At 40.6% G+C, this 19,659-nt stretch carries 15 protein-coding genes; 14 read left to right on the top strand and 1 reads right to left on the bottom strand.

What is annotated here, in order from left to right; translation table 11 throughout:
* Positions 1-19: 19 nt before the first annotated feature.
* From tuf to rpoC, 9 genes are all read left to right on the top strand, one after another.
* On the top strand, positions 20-1,204 hold the full coding sequence (tuf, locus tag KO505_RS02735; protein ID WP_216053915.1) for an elongation factor Tu: 1,185 nt from the start codon (positions 20-22) through the stop codon (positions 1,202-1,204).
* A gap of 311 nt (positions 1,205-1,515) precedes the next feature.
* Positions 1,516-1,893, top strand: a complete 378-nt coding sequence (secE, locus tag KO505_RS02730) for a preprotein translocase subunit SecE (RefSeq protein WP_216053914.1) — start codon at positions 1,516-1,518, stop codon at positions 1,891-1,893.
* Positions 1,894-1,895: 2 nt separating this feature from the next.
* Positions 1,896-2,525, top strand: coding sequence for a transcription termination/antitermination protein NusG (gene nusG / locus KO505_RS02725; protein WP_216053913.1), 630 nt, complete (start codon positions 1,896-1,898; stop codon positions 2,523-2,525).
* Positions 2,526-2,688: 163 nt separating this feature from the next.
* Positions 2,689-3,117 (top strand): 50S ribosomal protein L11, encoded by a 429-nt coding sequence (rplK, locus tag KO505_RS02720; RefSeq protein WP_216053912.1) that lies wholly within the window; start codon positions 2,689-2,691, stop codon positions 3,115-3,117.
* Positions 3,118-3,120: 3 nt separating this feature from the next.
* Positions 3,121-3,822, top strand: coding sequence for a 50S ribosomal protein L1 (gene rplA, locus KO505_RS02715; RefSeq protein WP_216053911.1), 702 nt, complete (start codon positions 3,121-3,123; stop codon positions 3,820-3,822).
* 208 nt (positions 3,823-4,030) lie between these two features.
* Positions 4,031-4,519 carry a 50S ribosomal protein L10 gene (gene rplJ / locus KO505_RS02710; RefSeq protein ID WP_216053910.1) on the top strand — a complete coding sequence of 163 codons (489 nt, stop codon included), beginning with the start codon at positions 4,031-4,033 and terminating at the stop codon, positions 4,517-4,519.
* Positions 4,520-4,606: 87 nt separating this feature from the next.
* Positions 4,607-4,969, top strand: a complete 363-nt coding sequence (rplL, locus tag KO505_RS02705; protein ID WP_216053909.1) for a 50S ribosomal protein L7/L12 — start codon at positions 4,607-4,609, stop codon at positions 4,967-4,969.
* Positions 4,970-5,184: 215 nt separating this feature from the next.
* Complete coding sequence (gene rpoB, locus KO505_RS02700; protein WP_216053908.1) at positions 5,185-9,213, top strand: DNA-directed RNA polymerase subunit beta; 4,029 nt, start codon at positions 5,185-5,187, stop codon at positions 9,211-9,213.
* A 96-nt stretch (positions 9,214-9,309) separates the two neighbouring features.
* A complete protein-coding gene (gene rpoC, locus KO505_RS02695) occupies positions 9,310-13,476 on the top strand; it encodes a DNA-directed RNA polymerase subunit beta' (RefSeq protein WP_216053907.1) in 4,167 nt (1,388 codons plus the stop codon).
* A gap of 93 nt (positions 13,477-13,569) precedes the next feature.
* Here the strand turns inward: rpoC and KO505_RS02690 are convergent, their stop codons facing one another.
* Positions 13,570-15,090 (bottom strand): aldehyde dehydrogenase family protein, encoded by a 1,521-nt coding sequence (locus tag KO505_RS02690; RefSeq protein WP_216053906.1) that lies wholly within the window; start codon positions 15,088-15,090, stop codon positions 13,570-13,572.
* Positions 15,091-15,230: 140 nt separating this feature from the next.
* Here KO505_RS02690 and KO505_RS02685 point away from each other — a divergent pair, with 140 nt between their 5' ends.
* The 5 genes from KO505_RS02685 to KO505_RS02665 form a co-directional block, all read left to right on the top strand.
* Positions 15,231-16,142: an AraC family transcriptional regulator gene (locus tag KO505_RS02685; RefSeq protein WP_216053905.1), complete on the top strand. Its 912-nt coding sequence runs from the start codon at positions 15,231-15,233 to the stop codon at positions 16,140-16,142.
* 266 nt (positions 16,143-16,408) lie between these two features.
* Entirely contained in the window at positions 16,409-16,783 is a 375-nt protein-coding gene (gene rpsL / locus KO505_RS02680; protein WP_105050925.1) for a 30S ribosomal protein S12, read from the top strand.
* Between the two features lie 77 nt (positions 16,784-16,860).
* On the top strand, positions 16,861-17,331 hold the full coding sequence (gene rpsG, locus KO505_RS02675) for a 30S ribosomal protein S7 (RefSeq protein WP_216053904.1): 471 nt from the start codon (positions 16,861-16,863) through the stop codon (positions 17,329-17,331).
* A gap of 36 nt (positions 17,332-17,367) precedes the next feature.
* A complete protein-coding gene (gene fusA, locus KO505_RS02670) occupies positions 17,368-19,470 on the top strand; it encodes an elongation factor G (protein WP_216053903.1) in 2,103 nt (700 codons plus the stop codon).
* A gap of 59 nt (positions 19,471-19,529) precedes the next feature.
* Positions 19,530-19,659: GTP-binding protein (locus tag KO505_RS02665; RefSeq protein ID WP_252731616.1), on the top strand; the 130-nt coding region annotated here is incomplete at its 3' end.

The raw sequence follows: 19,659 nt of genomic DNA, 5'->3' as shown, positions 1-19,659 counted from the left end.
ACTTAGAAAGGTCACTACAATGGCAAGAGAAAAGTTTGAACGTACGAAACCGCACGTTAACGTTGGTACAATTGGTCACGTTGACCACGGTAAAACTACTCTAACAGCAGCAATTTCTGCAGTGTTAAGTAAAACATACGGTGGCGAATCAAGAGATTTCGCACAAATCGATAACGCTCCAGAAGAGCGTGAGCGTGGTATTACAATCAATACTTCTCACATCGAGTATGACACTCCTACACGTCACTACGCACACGTAGATTGCCCAGGACACGCGGATTATGTTAAAAACATGATCACAGGTGCTGCGCAAATGGACGGAGCAATTTTAGTAGTAGCAGCGACAGACGGCCCTATGCCTCAAACTCGTGAGCACATCCTACTTTCTCGTCAGGTTGGCGTACCTTACATCATCGTATTCATGAACAAATGTGACATGGTTGATGACGAAGAGCTAATCGAATTAGTAGAAATGGAAGTACGTGAACTACTTTCAGAATATGACTTCCCAGGAGACGACTTACCGTTAATCCAAGGTTCAGCGCTTAAAGCGTTGGAAGGCGAAGCAGATTGGGAAGCAAAAATCATTGAGCTTGCAGAAGCACTAGATACTTACATTCCAGAGCCAGAGCGTGACATCGATAAGCCATTCATCATGCCTATCGAAGACGTATTCTCAATCTCAGGTCGTGGTACAGTAGTAACAGGTCGTGTTGAGCAAGGTATCGTAAATACAGGTGATACAGTAGAAATCGTAGGTATCAAAGAAACAACAACTACGACTTGTACAGGTGTTGAAATGTTCCGTAAATTGCTAGACGAAGGTCGTGCAGGTGAGAACATTGGTGCATTATTACGTGGTACTAAACGTGAAGACGTAGAACGTGGTCAAGTATTAGCGAAGCCTGGTTCAATCCAGCCGCACACTAAATTTGAATCAGAAGTATACGTATTATCTAAAGAAGAAGGCGGACGTCACACTCCATTCTTCAAAGGTTACCGTCCACAGTTCTACTTCCGTACAACTGACGTAACTGGAGCAGTAGAGCTTCCAGAAGGCGTAGAAATGGTAATGCCTGGTGATAACATCAAGATGGTAGTAGAGTTAATCGCTCCTATCGCGATGGACGAAGGTTTACGTTTCGCAATCCGTGAAGGCGGACGTACAGTTGGTGCTGGTGTTGTAGCATCAATCTTAGCGTAATTAAGACAGCGTCTTAATGCTTTGAAAAAGGTCACTTAGGTGGCCTTTTTTATTGGCTGTCAGTTTGGTAGAAAACGGCAAAGTAAATTAATTTATCTTTCAACTTGTAGTTCAGAGTTGAGTTAGTATAATAGCGCGCCCTCTTTTATGATTCCCTTTAAACTTCTGATTCACAAAAGTGGTGTAACTGTTAGTTTTGTATTGATGTAAGGGAAGGGGTAATACGTTTTTAAACGAGAGTGATTTTCTAAAGATTATTTCCATTTAACAACGTTAATACATTAAATTTTTTTAGTAGTAAGGTGTAAAAAATGAGTGCCAACATTGAACAGTCAAATAAAGGACTGGATTTAGTAAAATGGATTGTAGCAATTGCTTTATTAGCAGGTGCCGTAATCGCAAATAACATGTTCGATCAGGAATCAGTGCTTATACGTGCTGTGGGTGTTGTTGGTGCAGTCGTGATAGCTGGCTTTTTTGCCGCTACAACGTTCAAAGGCAAAACGTTTTTAAATTTTGCTAAAGAATCTAGAACTGAAGTTCGTAAAGTGGTTTGGCCGACGCGTCAAGAAGCGACACAAACAACGTTTATCATCTTTTTAGCAACAGCATTAATTGCTGTATTGTTATATTTCATCGATATGGGCTTAAGAGCTTTAGTTACCTTCTTAACAGGTGTAGGAATTTAATAATGTCTGATAATGAATTGAATGAAAACGCAGAGTTGAACGAAGAAACAGCTCCAGTTGAAAAAGTAGAATTTAGAACTGAAACATCTACCGGTGAAAAGTTACGTTGGTATGTGGTTCAAGCTTATTCTGGCTATGAAGCTCGTGTACAAAAAGCTCTAGTTGAACATATTAAAATTGAAGAGATGGAAGATTTTTTCGGTCGTATCTTAGTTCCAACTGAAGAAATTGTAGAAATGCGTGCAGGTCAAAAAAGACGTTCTGAGCGTAAATTTTTCCCAGGATACGTTCTGGTAGAAATGGCGATGAACGAAGAAGCATGGCATTTAGTTAAAAATACACCTCGTGTACTTGGTTTTATTGGTGGAACGTCGGATCGTCCAGCACCAATCACCAACAAAGAAGCAAGTGCAATTCTTAATCGTCTTGAAGAAAACGTTGATAAACCAAAACCTAAAACGTTATTTGAACCAGGTGAAGTTGTTCGCGTTACTGATGGTCCATTTGCTGACTTTAACGGTGTTGTTGAAGAAGTGGATTATGAGAAGAGCCGTGTGAAAGTATCTGTCTTGATCTTTGGCCGTTCAACACCAGTTGAATTAGAATTTGGTCAAGTAGAAAAAGACAAATAAATAACACTGTAAATTTATCATTGAAATGGGTTGCGATTGTCTATATAATGCGCGGCCCATTTGTTTGTGCGTTTGTATAAGCGTCAAAATGGTTTAACCGGGAAGCCGTTAAGTAAGAAACCTCGTTCTTACTAGGCAAAGACCCACTAATGAGGAAGCTAAAATGGCTAAAAAAGTAGAAGCGCTAATCAAGTTGCAAGTAGCAGCTGGTGCAGCAAACCCTAGTCCACCAGTTGGTCCAGCACTTGGTCAACATGGTGTGAACATCATGGAATTCTGTAAAGCATTCAACGCCAAAACTGGTGAGATGGAAAAAGGCGCACCAGTGCCGGTTGTTATTTCTGTTTACAATGATCGTTCATTCACATTCGAAACTAAGACTCCACCTGCATCTTATTTACTTAAGAAAGCTGCTGGAATCAAGTCTGGTTCAGGTCGTCCAAACACTGAGAAAGTAGGTACGGTTACTCGTGCTCAACTTGAAGAGATTGTTAAGACTAAACAACCTGATCTTACTGCGGCCGATATGGACGCAGCTGTACGCACTATTGCCGGCTCAGCTCGTGCAATGGGCTTGAATGTAGAGGGTTAATCAATGGCTAAATTAACAAAACGCACACGTTTAATTCGTGAAAAAGTTGATGCAACACGTGAATACGGCATCGAAGAAGCTGTATCTCTACTTCAAGAACTAGCTACTGCTAAGTTTAAAGAAAGTGTTGATGTTGCAATTAACTTGGGTATCGACCCTCGTAAATCTGACCAAAACGTTCGTGGTGCTACTGTACTTCCAAACGGTACTGGTAAAGATGTACGTGTAGCGGTATTTACACAAGGTGCTAACGCTGAAGCTGCAAAAGCGGCAGGCGCTGACATCGTAGGCATGGAAGACCTAGCTGAGCAAATTAAAGCTGGCGAAATGAACTTCGACGTAGTTGTTGCATCTCCTGATGCAATGCGTGTTGTTGGTCAATTAGGTCAAATCTTAGGTCCACGTGGACTTATGCCTAACCCTAAAGTTGGCACAGTAACGCCAGACGTAGCAACAGCAGTTAAAAATGCTAAAGCTGGTCAGGTTCGTTACCGTAATGATAAAGCTGGTATCGTTCACGCTTCAATTGGTAAAGCTGAATTTGATGTTGCCTCTATCAAGCAAAACTTAGAAGCATTAGTAAGTGCAATCGTTAAAGCAAAACCTGCGTCTGCAAAAGGTACTTTCATTAAGAAAATCAGCCTTTCTACGACTATGGGTGCTGGCGTTGCATTAGACCAAAGTTCTATCTCTTTAGATAAGTAACTTTCGTATTCGGGTTGAGGTGTTTTATTACACCTCCATCCAAGACCGTAGGTGTGGATTTGACTTGTCAATGAAACTTAATTTCCTACGCAGATGGTGATGACCCCAGAAGATTACCTTCTGGCTTTCACCGGAATTGTTTAAGGGTTAAACCTTAGACTAATAAAAACGAGTTGGAGTAATCCAACTTTAACCAGGAGAAAAGCTAATGGCATTAAATCTTGATGGCAAAAAAGCAGTAGTTGCTGAAGTCCAAGAAGCAGCCAAAGGCGCTCTATCTGCTGTAGTAGTAGATGCTCGTGGTGTATCAGTAACAGCTATCACACAACTTCGTAAAGAAGCTCGTGAGAACGGTGTTTGGATGAAGGTTGTTCGCAACACTTTAGCTAAGCTTGCTGTTAAAGGTACTGACTTCGAATGTCTTTCTGATGCATTTATAGGTCCTACTCTAATCGCATTTTCTAACGAGCACCCAGGTGCTGGTGCGCGTATCTTTAAAGATTTCGCAAAGAAAAACGAAAAGTTTGAACTTAAAACTGCATCTTTTGAAGGCAACGTAGTAGCTGTTGACGTTTTAGCGTCACTACCTACATACGACGAAGCTATTGCACGATTGATGAGCGTAATGAAAGAAGCTTCTGCAGGCAAACTAGTGAAAACACTAGCTGCAGTAAAAGAAGCGAAAGAAGCTGCATAATTTTACTGTTTATTAATAAACGTAAAGCGGTTTTTTGTTTAAAGTATTTAGAGTGAAAAAATCACTCACTAAGTTAGGAATAGAAAAATGTCTATAACTCAAGAGCAAATCTTAGACGCAGTTGCAGAAATGTCTGTAATGCAAGTTGTTGAACTAGTTGAAGCAATGGAAGAAAAATTCGGTGTAACTGCAGCTGCTGCTGTTGTTGCTGGTCCTGCTGCTGAAGCTGGTGAAGAGCAAACTGAATTTGACGTAATGTTAACTGCTGCTGGCGCAAACAAAGTATCTGCTATCAAAGCTGTACGTGCTGCTACAGGTCTTGGCCTTAAAGAAGCAAAAGCAATGGTTGAAGCTGCTCCTGTTGCAGTTAAAGAAGCGGTATCTAAAGGAGAAGCTGAAGAACTTAAAGCTACTCTTGAAGAAGCAGGCGCATCTGTTGAAATCAAATAATCTAACGTTTGTTAGATTATCTGCCTAAAATTTAGGCATAGGCTGGTGATGATTATCACCGGCCTTTTTGCGCTATATCTGTAGAAAAACTTTTATAGTGCAAAGTTTGATGATAAAACTTTCTTTTAAGACAAGTTTTTTATTGTCAGAGGTAGTCTGCTAAGTATGTAACTGGCAGGCATATAGGGTCAAAAATCAGCAAGCTGAGGAACCACATGGCTTACTCTTATTCTGAAAAGAAACGAATTCGTAAGGATTTTGGCAAACGTGAACACGTTTTAGACATGCCATATCTTCTACAAGTTCAGCTTGAATCGTATAATAAATTCATTCAAGCAGACGTAGACGGTAACAATGGTATAGAAGCGGCCTTCCGTTCTGTATTCCCTATTAAGAGCTATTCTGGTAGCGCCGAATTACAATTTGTCAGTTATCGCGTTGGAGAACCTGTGTTCGACGTGAAAGAATGTCAAATTAGAGGTGTTACATACGCGGCTCCATTGCGCGTAAAACTTCGTTTAGTTCTTATGGATAAAGAAGCTGCTCCTGGTACTGTTAAAGATATCAAAGAGCAAGAAGTTTATATGGGCGAAATGCCTTTAATGACGGATAACGGAACATTTGTAATAAATGGAACTGAGCGTGTAATCGTTTCTCAGTTACACCGTTCTCCAGGTGTGTTCTTTGATCATGACAAAGGTAAAACGCACTCTTCAGGTAAAGTTTTGTATAACGCTCGCGTTATTCCTTACCGTGGTTCTTGGTTAGACTTTGAGTTTGACCCAAAAGATAATTTATTTGTTCGTATCGATCGTCGTCGTAAATTACCGGCAACAATCATGTTACGTGCATTAGAATATTCTACTGAAGAAATTCTAGAGTTATTCTTTGATAATATTGCAGTTGAAATTAAAGATGAAAAGATCTTAATGGAACTTCAACCTTCTCGCTTACGTGGTGAGACTGCATTATTTGATATAAAAGATGATGATGGCGAAGTCGTTGTCGAAACAGGCCGCAGAATAACTGCGCGTCATATTCGTACAATGGAAAAATCTGCTATTAAACAGATTGAAGTACCACATGAATATATCATCGATAAAGTGTTAGCTAAAAACTACATCGATGAGTCAACTGGTGAAGTTGTTGCAGAAGCAAATGACTTAATCAGTTTAGAGCTATTAGCTAAAATGGCTGAAGCTGGACATAGTTCATTCGAAATCATTTATACCAATGAGTTAGATCACGGTTCATACATTTCAGATACGTTACGCGTAGATTCTTCTACTAACCGCCTTGAAGCGTTAGTTGAAATTTACCGCATGATGCGTCCTGGTGAGCCACCGACAAAAGATTCAGCGGAAGCTTTATTCGAAAACTTATTCTTCTCTCTTGAACGTTATGATTTATCTAGCGTTGGTCGAATGAAGTTTAACCGTCGAGTTAGTCGTGATGATTTAACCGGTGAAGGTACTTTAAGCAAACAAGACATCACTGATGTTATGAAAGTGCTTATTAGTATCCGTGATGGTAAAGGTGATGTAGACGATATTGACCACTTAGGTAACCGTCGTATACGTTCTGTTGGTGAAATGGCAGAAAACCAATTCCGTGTTGGTCTTGTTCGTGTTGAACGTGCCGTTAAGGAACGTTTGAGCCTTGGTGATTTAGACAGCACAACGCCACAGGATTTAATTAACGCTAAGCCTATCTCGGCAGCGATAAAAGAATTCTTTGGTTCAAGCCAATTATCACAATTCATGGACCAAAATAACCCATTGTCTGAAGTGACGCATAAACGTCGTATTTCAGCTTTAGGTCCAGGTGGTTTGACACGTGAACGTGCTGGTTTCGAAGTTCGAGACGTTCATCCAACTCACTATGGTCGTGTTTGTCCGATTGAAACTCCAGAGGGACCAAACATTGGTCTAATTAACTCATTGTCTATATTTGCACGAGTTAATCACTATGGTTTCTTAGAAACGCCATATCGTCGTGTTGTTGACGGTGTAGTGACGGGTGATATTGATTATTTATCGGCAATTGAAGAAGATAAGTTTGTTATCGCTCAGGCTAGTGCTGAGATGGATAAAGACAATCGTCTAACTGACGAACTTGTTCCTTGTCGTTTCAAAAATGAATTTACAATTACTACTATTGATCAAGTTCAATACATGGACGTGGCTCCTCAGCAGGTTGTATCTGTTGCAGCAAGCTTAATTCCATTCCTTGAGCACGATGATGCTAACCGTGCCCTAATGGGTGCGAACATGCAACGTCAGGCAGTTCCAACGTTAAGAGCTGATAAGCCTCTTGTTGGTACTGGTGTTGAAGCGGTAGTAGCTAAAGATTCTGGTGTAACGGTTGTTGCGAAACGTGGTGGTGTTATCGACTACGCTGACGCTTCACGTATTGTTGTTAAAGTTAGCGAAAGCGAATGTAAAGCCGGTGAAGCTGGTATCGACATTTATAACTTAACTAAGTACACACGTTCTAACCAAAACACATGTATTAACCAACGTACTACTGTTCGTGCCGGTGAACCTGTTCAACGTGGCGATGTATTAGCTGATGGTCCTTCTACGGATTTAGGTGAATTAGCACTTGGTCAAAACATGCGTGTTGCTTTCATGCCTTGGAATGGTTACAACTTCGAGGATTCAATCCTTGTTTCTGAGCGTGTAGTAACAGAAGACCGTTTAACAACAATTCATATTCAAGAATTAAGTTGTGTAGCTCGTGATACTAAATTAGGTCCAGAAGAAGTTACTTCTGATATCCCTAATGTTGGTGAGTCAGCACTTGGTAAACTTGATGACTCTGGTGTTGTTTATATCGGTGCTGAAGTTAAAGGCGGCGATATCTTAGTTGGTAAAGTAACCCCTAAAGGTGAAACACAGCTAACTCCAGAAGAAAAACTTTTACGAGCTATCTTCGGTGAAAAAGCATCTGACGTTAAAGACAGTTCTTTACGTGTACCAAACTCTGTTTCAGGTACGGTAATTGACGTTCAGGTGTTCACACGTGACGGTGTTGAGAAAGACAAACGTGCGTTAGACATTGAAGAAATGCAATTAGCGCAAGCTAAGAAAGATTTGAATGAAGAGTTCAGAATCTTAGAGAATAACTTACATGCACGTACTCGTGACTTGTTAATTGCTGGCGGTGTTGATGCTGATAAAGTAGCAACATTAGAAGGCGAGAAGTTATTCCAACAAAGCTTAAAAGACGAAACTCAACAATCAGAATTAGAGCAATTAGCGACTAGTTTTGAAGAGTTACGTGCGGAATACGATAAAAAGTATGAAGTTAAGCGTCGTAAAATCACTCAAGGTGATGATTTAGCGCCAGGTGTTCTTAAGATTGTTAAGGTATACCTTGCTGTTAAACGTCGTATTCAACCTGGTGATAAGATGGCTGGTCGTCACGGTAACAAAGGTGTAATTTCTACTATTGTTCCTGTGGAAGACATGCCTCATGACGAATTTGGTACACCTGTAGATATCGTACTTAACCCACTAGGCGTTCCATCTCGAATGAACGTTGGACAGATACTAGAAACACATCTAGGTATGGCTGCTCGTGGTTTAGGTGAGAAATTAGATCGCATGATCAAAGAGCAAAAAGAGTTAGCGGAAATTCGTGAATTCTTGAGCAAGATCTATGCTTCTGGTACTTCTCGTCAAGAAGTTGATATCGCAAGTTTCTCAGATGATGAAGTTCGTCGTTTAGCGCAAAACTTACGTGCTGGTGTTCCTATTGCTACACCTGTATTTGATGGTGCTGCAGAGTCAGAAATAAAAGACTTGTTTGAACTAGCAGACATGCCGCGTAGTGGACAATTTACCTTGTTCGACGGCCGTACTGGTAATGCATTTGAGCGTAAAGTAACGGTTGGTTACATGTACATGCTTAAACTGAATCACTTAGTTGATGACAAAATGCATGCTCGTTCAACTGGTTCGTACAGCTTAGTAACTCAGCAACCACTTGGTGGTAAAGCTCAGTTCGGTGGTCAGCGTTTCGGAGAGATGGAAGTATGGGCACTAGAAGCTTATGGTGCCGCTTATACCCTTCAAGAAATGCTTACTGTTAAGTCAGATGACGTTAATGGTCGTACAAAAATGTATAAGAGCATTGTTGACGGCGATCATCGTATGGAACCTGCGATACCAGAATCGTTTAACGTATTGTTAAAAGAGATTCGTTCGTTAGGTTTAAACATCGAGCTGGAAGAAGAATAATCTTAGTCGGGTAACCGATTAAGTTCTTAGAAATTGAGTGGTAGGGCGTTCTAATAGTAGTTCGCCCTAATGTTTCACTCCGACAGGAGAACACAAGTGAAAGACTTACTTAAGTTTTTGAAACAACAAAACAAGAGCGAAGAGTTTGATTCAATTCGAATCGGCCTAGCGTCACCAGACGTTGTTCGTTCTTGGTCATTTGGTGAAGTTAAAAAGCCAGAAACAATTAACTATCGTACGTTCAAACCTGAACGTGATGGTTTGTTCTGTGCTCGTATCTTCGGTCCAGTAAAAGACTATGAATGTTTATGTGGTAAATATAAACGTCTTAAGCATCGTGGTGTAATTTGTGAAAAATGTGGCGTTGAAGTAACGCTTACTAAAGTACGTCGTGAACGTATGGGTCACATTGAATTAGCAAGCCCAGTTGCACATATATGGTTCTTAAAATCGTTACCATCTCGTATCGGTTTAATGCTAGATATGACGTTGCGTGATATTGAACGTGTTCTTTATTTTGAATCGTATGCTGTGACTGAGTCTGGCATGACGACGCTTGAAAAAGGCCAAATGTTATCTGAAGAAGAATATTTAGATGCATTGGAAGAGCATGGCGATGAATTTGAAGCGAAAATGGGTGCTGAAGCCGTATTTGAACTTTTAAAAGACATCGATATCAACCAACAATACGCTGAAATGAAAGAAGAGTTACCAACAGTAACGTCTGAAACTAAGCGTAAGAAGTTAACAAAACGTCTTAAATTGATGGAAGCATTTTGTAACTCAGGTAACCGTCCAGAATGGATGGTTATGACAGTTCTTCCTGTTTTACCACCAGATTTACGTCCACTAGTACCTCTAGATGGCGGTCGTTTTGCTACGTCTGATTTGAATGACTTATATCGTCGTGTAATCAACCGTAATAACCGTTTAAAACGTCTATTAGACTTAGCTGCGCCTGATATTATCGTGCGTAACGAAAAGCGTATGTTACAAGAAGCGGTTGATGCATTATTAGATAATGGTCGTCGTGGTCGTGCGATTACTGGTTCTAACAAGCGTCCTCTTAAATCTTTGGCCGATATGATCAAAGGTAAACAAGGTCGTTTCCGTCAGAATCTACTTGGTAAACGTGTTGACTACTCTGGTCGTTCTGTAATCACTGTTGGTCCTACGCTTAAACTACAACAATGTGGTCTTCCTAAGAAAATGGCACTTGAGTTATTCAAACCATTTATCTACGGAAAATTAGAATTACGTGGTATGGCTACGACTATCAAAGCTGCGAAGAAAATGGTTGAGCGTGAAGCTCCGGAAGTATGGGATATTTTAGATGAAGTAATTCGTCAACACCCAGTTATGCTTAACCGTGCACCAACTCTTCATAGACTTGGTATCCAAGCATTCGAACCGGTTCTAATCGAAGGTAAAGCTATTCAATTGCATCCATTAGTTTGTGCGGCATATAACGCCGACTTCGATGGTGACCAAATGGCTGTACACGTACCATTAACGCTTGAAGCTCAATTAGAAGCTCGTGCATTAATGATGTCGACGAACAACATCTTATCACCAGCTAATGGTGAGCCTATCATCGTTCCTTCACAGGACGTTGTATTAGGTATTTATTACATGTCACGTGACAGAATAAATGCTAAAGGTGAAGGTTCAATCTTTAAAGATAAAAAAGAAGCTGAAAAAGCATACCGTACCGGTGCTGCTGAATTACACGCACGTGTAAAAGTACGTATGACTGAAGTAGTAATAGCAGAAGACGGTTCTCGTTCTAATGTTACTTCTATTAAAGATACGACAGTAGGCCGTGCTATTTTATCTATGATTGCACCAGAAGGTTTCCCTTTTGATTTGATGAACCAAGCAATTGGTAAGAAACAAATCTCAATGTTAATCAATGAATGTTACCGTCGTCTTGGAATTAAAGACACAGTAATGTTTGCTGACCAAATCATGTATACCGGTTTCCATTACGCGATGTTAGCGGGTAACTCAATTGGTATTGACGATTTAGTTATTCCAGATGCAAAACATGAAATTATTGAAGACTCTCAAGCAGAAGTTGCTGAAATTCAAGACCAGTTCCAACAAGGTCTAGTAACAGCGGGTGAGAAATACAATAAAGTTATCGATATCTGGTCTACAGCAAACGAAAAAGTTTCAAAAGCGATGATGGACAACTTGTCAACAGAACAAGTTGTTAACCGTGATGGTGTAACCGAAACTCAACCTTCGTTTAACAGCGTATTTATGATGGCTGACTCTGGTGCTCGTGGTAGTGCCGCTCAGATCCGTCAGTTAGCTGGTATGCGTGGCTTGATGGCAAAACCAGACGGCTCAATCATTGAAACGCCAATTACGGCAAACTTCCGTGAAGGTCTGAACGTACTACAGTACTTCATCTCTACTCACGGTGCGCGTAAAGGTTTGGCGGATACCGCACTTAAAACAGCTAACTCGGGTTACTTAACTCGTCGTCTAGTAGATGTTGGCCAAGATTTGGTTATCACAGCACATGACTGTGGAACTGAAGAAGGCATAACAATGAAACCTCTTATTGAAGGCGGTGACGTTGTTGAGCCACTACGTGAACGCGTATTGGGTCGTGTAACTCTTAAAGAAATCGTTATTCCAAAAACTAAAACAGTTTTAGTTGAAGCTGGTGTAATGTTAGACGAAAAACTGTGTGACCTTTTAGAAGAAAACTCAGTTGATGAAGTTGAAGTTCGTTCAATCATTACTTGTGAGAATGACTTTGGTGTTTGTGCAGCTTGTTACGGTCGTGACTTGGCTCGTGGTCACCTGATTAACCAAGGTGAGGCAGTCGGTGTTATTGCAGCACAATCAATTGGTGAGCCAGGTACACAGCTTACGATGCGTACGTTCCATATCGGTGGTGCGGCATCAAGAGCATCAGCAGCTAACAGTGTTCAAGTTAAGAGTGACGGTACAGTTCGTCTTCATAATGCAAAACACGTTACTAATGCTGACGGTAAACTAGTTATCACTTCTCGTTCTGCTGAAGTTACTATCATTGACGACCAAGGTCGTGAAAAAGAGCGTTATAAGTTACCTTACGGTGCTGTAATGACAATTGCTGATGGTGCTGAAGTTAAAGGTAACGATACTGTTGCTAACTGGGACCCGCATTCACATCCAATTATCGTTGAGCGTGCTGCTAAGATTCAGTTCTCTGACGTTGAAGAAGCGAATACTGAAGTACAAACTGATGAATTAACTGGTTTAACTCGTACGGTTGTTAAAGATCTTTCTTTAGCTAACGCAAAAGAGCCTAAACTTATTGTTGATTCTGGTGAGTCTGGTATGCAGGAAATACGCTTACCATCATTTACAACTATCGAAGCGAAAGATGGCTCTGAAGTTGTACCTGGTGACGTATTAGCACGTATTCCTCAAGAAGGTTCAAAAACTCGAGACATCACGGGTGGTCTACCTCGCGTAGCCGACTTGTTTGAAGCTCGTAAACCTAAAGAACCAGCTATTCTTGCAGAAATCAGCGGTACTATTAGCTACGGTAAAGAGACTAAAGGTAAGAAACGTTTAGTTATCACACCAGAAGAAGGTGAAGCTCACGAAGAGATGATCCCTAAATGGCGTCAGCTTAACGTATACGAAGGTGAGTCAGTTTATACTGGTGAAGTTATCGCGGATGGCCCAGAAGCACCGCATGACATCTTACGTTTACGTGGTATTACTGCATTCTCGAACTACATAGTTAATGAAGTTCAAGAAGTATACCGTTTACAGGGTGTAAAAATTAACGACAAGCACATCGAAGCTATCTGTCGCCAAATGTTACGTAAAGCAATTATTACTGATGCAGGTCAATCTGATTTCCTAGTCGGAGAGCAAGTTGAAGTATCTAAAGTTAAAATTGCTAACCGTGCATTAGCTGCAGAAGGTAAAGATTTAGTTAAATTTACCCGTGACCTTTTAGGTATAACTAAAGCGTCATTGGCAACTGAATCATTTATTTCAGCGGCTTCTTTCCAAGAGACAACACGAGTACTTACTGAAGCTGCTGTTAGTGGCAAACGTGATGACTTACGCGGTCTTAAAGAAAACGTAATTGTTGGTCGATTAATTCCAGCAGGTACTGGTTTTAGCTATCACTTAGACAAAGCAGCCGCAGCGGCCGCTTTTGATAAAGCTGGTGAAACTGAGACAGTTACTGCTATAGATGCTGAACAAGCATTAGCTGACGCGTTAAACGCTGACGTTGAGTAATTAATCTTTGATATAATAAAAACCCGCTACTAAAGCGGGTTTTTTTTTGCTTAAACATAACGAGGTAACATCGCTAGCCTTATCAAGTTTTTATTAGAAAAAACCTAATGGATTGATATCGTAACTTACTAATAGGTTTTTGGTTTGTTGATAATGTTCTAATGCCATTTTATGGGTTTCCCTGCCAATCCCAGATTTTTTATAGCCACCAAAAGCAGCATGCGCAGGATACATATGGTAACAGTTAGTCCACACTCGTCCGGCTTGAATTCTTCTACCCATTCTAAATGCTTTATTCATGTCTCTTGTCCAAACACCAGCACCTAAACCAAATTCAGATTGATTGGCTAACTCTAAAGCTTCCGCTTCGTCTTTGAACTTTGAAACAGAAATGACAGGACCAAAAATTTCTTCTTGGAACACTCTCATTTTATTATGGCCTTCTAATAATGTAGGCTGAATATAATAACCACTGCTGATATCACTATCGACAGTTTCTACATTACCGCCAATTAGGACTTTAGCGCCTTCTTCTTTACCAATATCAATATATTTTAAAATTTTATCAAATTGTTCTTTCGATGCTTGAGCCCCTACCATAGTTTCTGTATCTAATGGATTGCCTCGTTTTATTAATTTACTTCGTTCTATTACTTTCTCGATAAATTGGTCGTAAATATCCTCGTGAATAAACAAACGTGATGGACAGGTGCAAACTTCACCTTGGTTGAAGTAAGCCAACACGGCACCTTCAAGACATTTACTGAGGTATTCGTCTTCATGATCGAGCACATCCGGGAAATATAAATTTGGTGATTTACCACCTAGCTCAACCGTGGAGGGAATAATGTTTTCTGCAGCACATTTTAATATGTGTGAACCAACAGGTGTAGAGCCTGTAAATGCTATTTTAGCTATCCTGTCACTGGTCGCAAGCGCCTGACCCGCTTCGACGCCAAAACCGTTGACAATGTTAAGTACGCCCGGTGGTAATATATCTTGGATAAGTTCGGCTAACACTAATATAGAAGCAGGGGTTTGTTCAGCTGGTTTTAGTACTACACAGTTACCTGCCGCTAATGCAGGGCATAATTTCCACGCAGCCATTAATATTGGAAAATTCCATGGAATAATTTGGCCAACGACTCCTAAAGGTTCGTGTATGTGATACGACATGGTTGTTTCGTCAAGCTCGGCTAATGAACCTTCTTGGGCTCTTATACAGCCAGCAAAGTAACGAAAATGGTCGATGGCCAGAGGGATATCTGCAGCTAACGTTTCTCGAATAGCTTTACCGTTATCCCATGTTTCAGCTACAGCCAGTAATTCTAGATTCTGTTCCATCTTATCAGCAATTTTTAGCATCAAATTTGAACGTTCAGTGACTGACGTTGTGCCCCACTGATCTTTTATTTTATGTGCTGCATCTAACGCTAGATTAATGTCTTTTTGATTGGAACGAGGTATTTGACAAAATGGTTTACCGTTAACTGGGCTGATATTATCAAAATATTGCCCATCTACAGGCTTTATCCATTCACCTCCAATGAAATTTTGATATTGGTCTTTAAATTGTACGATGGCATCTTGTGTACCTGGTTTTGCGTAAATCATGGCGATTGCCCCTGTTTTGATTATTTATTTTTTATTATGATGGTTTTATATACAAACCAAGAGTAGTTTAGGGGGGATAAAACGGACTTGTTGTGTTGCTGGTTCGTTTTTGTTTGCTGTCAGTCCGCGAGGAGAAGATGATGATCCAAAATAAGATTGTGAGATACTCACCGAAGGTATTAGTTGAGAATAAAGTTAGTTTTGCTGCTGAAGGTTCAGAACTCAGTATATATGATACATACCAACAAGCTTCTCAAGTTGGATTATCTTCAGATCAACTGATGTTTTGTGGCATGGTGTCTGGGAAAAAAATCATGCACTCAGATGGCCTTCATGATGTATTTTTACCTCACGAATCGTTTGTTATGGCTCCTAATCAATTGGTTAAGATTGATTTCCCGGAAGCAAAGATGGAAACTCCAACCACTTGTTTAGCCATCGAAATTGCCCCAGAAAGAGTTCATCAAGTAGCAGATCAACTCAACCATGTTAGTCCTAAGAGCAGTGCATTCGGCGATTGGCGATATCAACATAAAGTGATGCATACGCATCATACAACTCAAACTCAAGCCTTATTAGATCGTATAGTAGAAATTTACACTGAAAATAATCCAGACCGTCAATTTCTAATTAATTTGGCCGTCACGGAACTAAGCGCTAGGTTGTTACGACAGCAAACAAGAGATTTCATTGTTGGCTACTGTAAACAAGATCCAGAAGCTAACCGAATGAATGCAGTAGTTAGCTATATTCTAGCTAATTTAGCGTTACCATTAGACGTGGAACAACTACTAAAAATTGCGCTAATGGGCAGAACTAAATTTTTTATCGAATTTAAAAATCATTTAGGTTGCTCTCCCATCGTATTCCAACAACAGGAACGGTTGAAAGAAGCGGCTCGTCTGTTAGAACATGGGCTGCAAATTACAGAAACAAGCTTTGCTGTAGGCTTTCAAAACATCAGCCATTTTAGTAAAACATTTAAAGCTTTTTTCGGCTTAAGTCCTACGTTATACAAGCAACAAAAATCGAATACGCTGACGCTGAACTAAATTATTTGAAACTAAAATCTTTTGGATTTTATTCAAATTTGATAGGTGGAGTAAATTTACAATGAGCCCATGTTTTACATGCCAACTCAAATTAGTGCATTGTAACCGTTAAAAATAAGCAATTTGTATTCGATCTTTTCCATGCCCTCAACCATTCCTTGGTTGACAGGTTGATTTTCGAGCATTAGAATACGCCACCCCTAATTATAGGGGAGGCGCGTTTGTGCGCCGAAATGGGTAGTAAATCAACTAATCAGGAGCTTTAAATGGCAACTATTAACCAGTTGGTACGTAAACCTCGTCAGCAGAAGACAAAACGCAATATGTCTGAAGCATTGGACGCATGTCCTCAAAGACGTGGTGTATGTACTCGTGTTTATACAACAACACCTAAGAAGCCGAACTCTGCACTACGTAAAGTAGCTCGTGTTCGTCTAACTAACGGTAACGAAGTAACATCTTACATCGGTGGTGAAGGCCACAATCTTCAAGAGCACAGTGTAATCTTAATCCGTGGTGGTCGTGTTAAAGACTTACCAGGTGTACGTTTCCACACTGTTCGTGGTGCGCTTGACTGTTCAGGTGTTAACGATCGTAAACAAGCCCGTTCTAAATACGGCGCGAAGAAGCCGAAGTCTTAACGGTTCTCCGTTAGTAAGGCCAAGCAAACTTAATTTATTAGTTTTGGGATATCCCTGAAGCAACCGGAGAATTTAAAATGCCAAGAAGAAGAGTCATAGGTCAACGTAAAGTTCTTCCAGATCCTAAGTTCGGATCGGAATTATTGACCAAGTTCATCAACGTAGTAATGTTAGATGGTAAAAAAGCTGTTGCTGAAAAAATCATCTACGGTGCGTTAGATGTAGCTGCTGAAAAATCAGGCAAAGAACACCTTGCAATATTAGAAGAAGCTTTGGACAACGTTCGTCCTACAGTGGAAGTAAAATCTCGCCGTGTAGGTGGTTCTACTTATCAAGTACCTGTAGAAGTTCGTCCAGTGCGTCGTAATACGCTAGCCATGCGTTGGTTAGTTGAAGCTGCCCGCAAGCGAGGTGAGAAGTCTATGGCGTTACGTCTAGCTCACGAATTGACAGATGCAGTTGAGAACAAAGGTTCAGCAGTTAAGAAACGTGAAGACGTTCATAAAATGGCTGAAGCTAACAAAGCATTTGCTCACTACCGTTGGTAGTAAATATAAAATATCTGGAACAGATAAGAGGAATTTATGGCTCGTAAGACTCCAATTGAGCGTTATCGTAATATCGGTATTGTTGCTCATGTAGACGCAGGTAAAACTACGACAACGGAGCGTGTACTTTTTTATACCGGTCTTTCTCACAAGATTGGTGAAGTGCATGACGGCGCCGCGACCATGGACTGGATGGAGCAAGAGCAAGAACGTGGTATTACTATCACGTCTGCTGCTACCACCTGTTTTTGGCAAGGGATGAATACGCAATTTGACGAACACAGAATAAATATTATCGATACTCCTGGGCACGTTGACTTCACTATTGAAGTTGAACGTTCTCTACGAGTTCTTGATGGTGCTGTTGTTGTTCTATGTGCATCTTCGGGTGTACAACCTCAAACTGAAACTGTTTGGCGTCAAGCGGATAAATATGCCGTACCTCGTATGGTATTTATCAATAAAATGGATCGCACCGGTGCTGATTTTCATTCCGTAGTTGGTCAAATTAAAGACCGTCTCGGGGCAGTGCCAGTTCCTGTTCAATTACCGATAGGTTGCGAAGATAATTTCAACGGTGTTGTTGACCTGATAAAAATGAAGGCCATCAACTGGAATGAAGCTGATCAAGGCATGAGTTTTACTTATGAAGACATCCCTTCAGAATTAGTAGAAGAAGCAGAAGAATATCGCCAAGAGTTGATAGACGCTGCAGCAGAAGCTAGTGATGAGTTGATGGAAAAATACCTTGAAGGTGAAGAGCTAACTGAAGAAGAGATCAAGTCCGGTCTACGTGAAAGAACATTAAAAAATGAGATTGTACTTTGTGCTTGTGGTTCAGCATTTAAGAACAAAGGCGTACAAGCTGTATTGGACATGGTTGTCGAGTATTTGCCTGCACCAACTCAAGTTCCAGCTATAACAGGTATTAATGAAGACGAATCTGTAGGCGAACGTCCAGCGGACGACAGTGCACCTTTTGCTGCACTGGCTTTTAAAATCGCTACAGACCCATTTGTTGGTACCTTAACGTTTTTCAGAGTTTATTCTGGCGTTGTACAAACTGGCGACAGTGTTTACAATCCAGTTAAATTTAAAAAGGAACGTTTTGGGCGCATTGTACAAATGCACTCGAACAACCGCGAAGAAATTAAAGAAGTACGCGCGGGAGACATTGCTGCTGCAGTTGGTCTGAAAGATGTGACAACGGGTGACACTTTGTGTGATCCTAATCATAAAATTACGCTTGAGCGTATGGAATTTCCAGAACCTGTAATCTCAATAGCAGTGGAACCAAGATCGAAACCTGATCAAGAAAAAATGGGTATAGCGCTGAGTAAATTAGCTGCCGAAGATCCGTCATTCAAAGTTGAAACTGACGAAGAATCCGGACAAATCATTATTTCTGGAATGGGTGAGCTTCACTTAGACATAATTGTTGACCGTATGCGTCGAGAATTTAGTGTAGAGTGCAATGTAGGTAAACCACAAGTGGCTTATCGTGAGTGCATAACATCTGCCGTTGAAGTTGAAGGTAAGTTTATACGTCAGTCAGGTGGTCGTGGTCAATATGGTCACGTTTGGCTGAAGCTAGAACCGATGAGCATTGATAGTGAAGAACCTTACATTTTCGTAAATGAAATTGTTGGGGGGACAGTACCTAAAGAATACATTCCTGCAATTGATAAAGGTATTCAAGAGCAGATGAAGAATGGCGTTCTTGCTGGGTATCCTGTATTGGGTGTAAAAGCCACATTATTTGATGGCTCATTTCATGATGTTGACTCTAATGAAATGGCGTTTAAAATCGCTGCTTCGATGGCATTTAAAAATGGTGCTTTGGACGCGACTCCAAAACTGTTGGAACCTATGATGAAAGTCGAGGTTATAACGCCAGAAGTGTCAATGGGTGATGTTGTAGGTGATTTGAACCGCCGTCGAGGAATGATCGAGGGTATGGATGAAGCGCCTGCTGGTCTGAAAGCTATTAAAGCTCAAGTACCACTAGCAGAAATGTTTGGCTATTCAACTGATTTGCGTAGTGCAACTCAGGGTCGTGCTTCATACTCTATGGAGTTCTTGAAGTACGGTGAAGCACCAAATAATGTAGCAGACGCGATAATGTCTGCACGTAGATAATTAATTATTTTTGAATCAATGATCCAAAAGGATCGTATTTAATTTAAGGAAACTTAAAAATGGCTAGAGAAAAGTTTGAACGTACTAAACCACATGTAAACGTTGGTACAATTGGTCACGTTGACCACGGTAAAACTACATTAACAGCTGCTATCTCTGCAGTACTTTCTAAAACATACGGTGGCGAAT

The sequence above is a fragment of the Psychrosphaera sp. F3M07 genome (assembly GCF_018860345.1).
Lineage (GTDB): Bacteria > Pseudomonadota > Gammaproteobacteria > Enterobacterales > Alteromonadaceae > Psychrosphaera > Psychrosphaera aquimarina.
Note: the sequence above shows the minus strand (reverse complement) of the source record. Positions and strands in the feature narration are given on the sequence as shown.

Bases quoted from the DNA above. Each gene is read 5' to 3' on its own strand.
- tuf (WP_216053915.1), top strand. From the start codon at position 20: ATGGCAAGAGAAAAGTTTGAACGTACGAAACCGCACGTTAACGTTGGT.
- secE (WP_216053914.1), top strand. From the start codon at position 1,516: ATGAGTGCCAACATTGAACAGTCAAATAAAGGACTGGATTTAGTAAAA.
- nusG (WP_216053913.1), top strand. From the start codon at position 1,896: ATGTCTGATAATGAATTGAATGAAAACGCAGAGTTGAACGAAGAAACA.
- rplK (WP_216053912.1), top strand. From the start codon at position 2,689: ATGGCTAAAAAAGTAGAAGCGCTAATCAAGTTGCAAGTAGCAGCTGGT.
- rplA (WP_216053911.1), top strand. From the start codon at position 3,121: ATGGCTAAATTAACAAAACGCACACGTTTAATTCGTGAAAAAGTTGAT.
- rplJ (WP_216053910.1), top strand. From the start codon at position 4,031: ATGGCATTAAATCTTGATGGCAAAAAAGCAGTAGTTGCTGAAGTCCAA.
- rplL (WP_216053909.1), top strand. From the start codon at position 4,607: ATGTCTATAACTCAAGAGCAAATCTTAGACGCAGTTGCAGAAATGTCT.
- rpoB (WP_216053908.1), top strand. From the start codon at position 5,185: ATGGCTTACTCTTATTCTGAAAAGAAACGAATTCGTAAGGATTTTGGC.
- KO505_RS02690 (WP_216053906.1), bottom strand. From the start codon at position 15,090: ATGATTTACGCAAAACCAGGTACACAAGATGCCATCGTACAATTTAAA.
- KO505_RS02685 (WP_216053905.1), top strand. From the start codon at position 15,231: ATGATCCAAAATAAGATTGTGAGATACTCACCGAAGGTATTAGTTGAG.
- rpsL (WP_105050925.1), top strand. From the start codon at position 16,409: ATGGCAACTATTAACCAGTTGGTACGTAAACCTCGTCAGCAGAAGACA.
- rpsG (WP_216053904.1), top strand. From the start codon at position 16,861: ATGCCAAGAAGAAGAGTCATAGGTCAACGTAAAGTTCTTCCAGATCCT.
- fusA (WP_216053903.1), top strand. From the start codon at position 17,368: ATGGCTCGTAAGACTCCAATTGAGCGTTATCGTAATATCGGTATTGTT.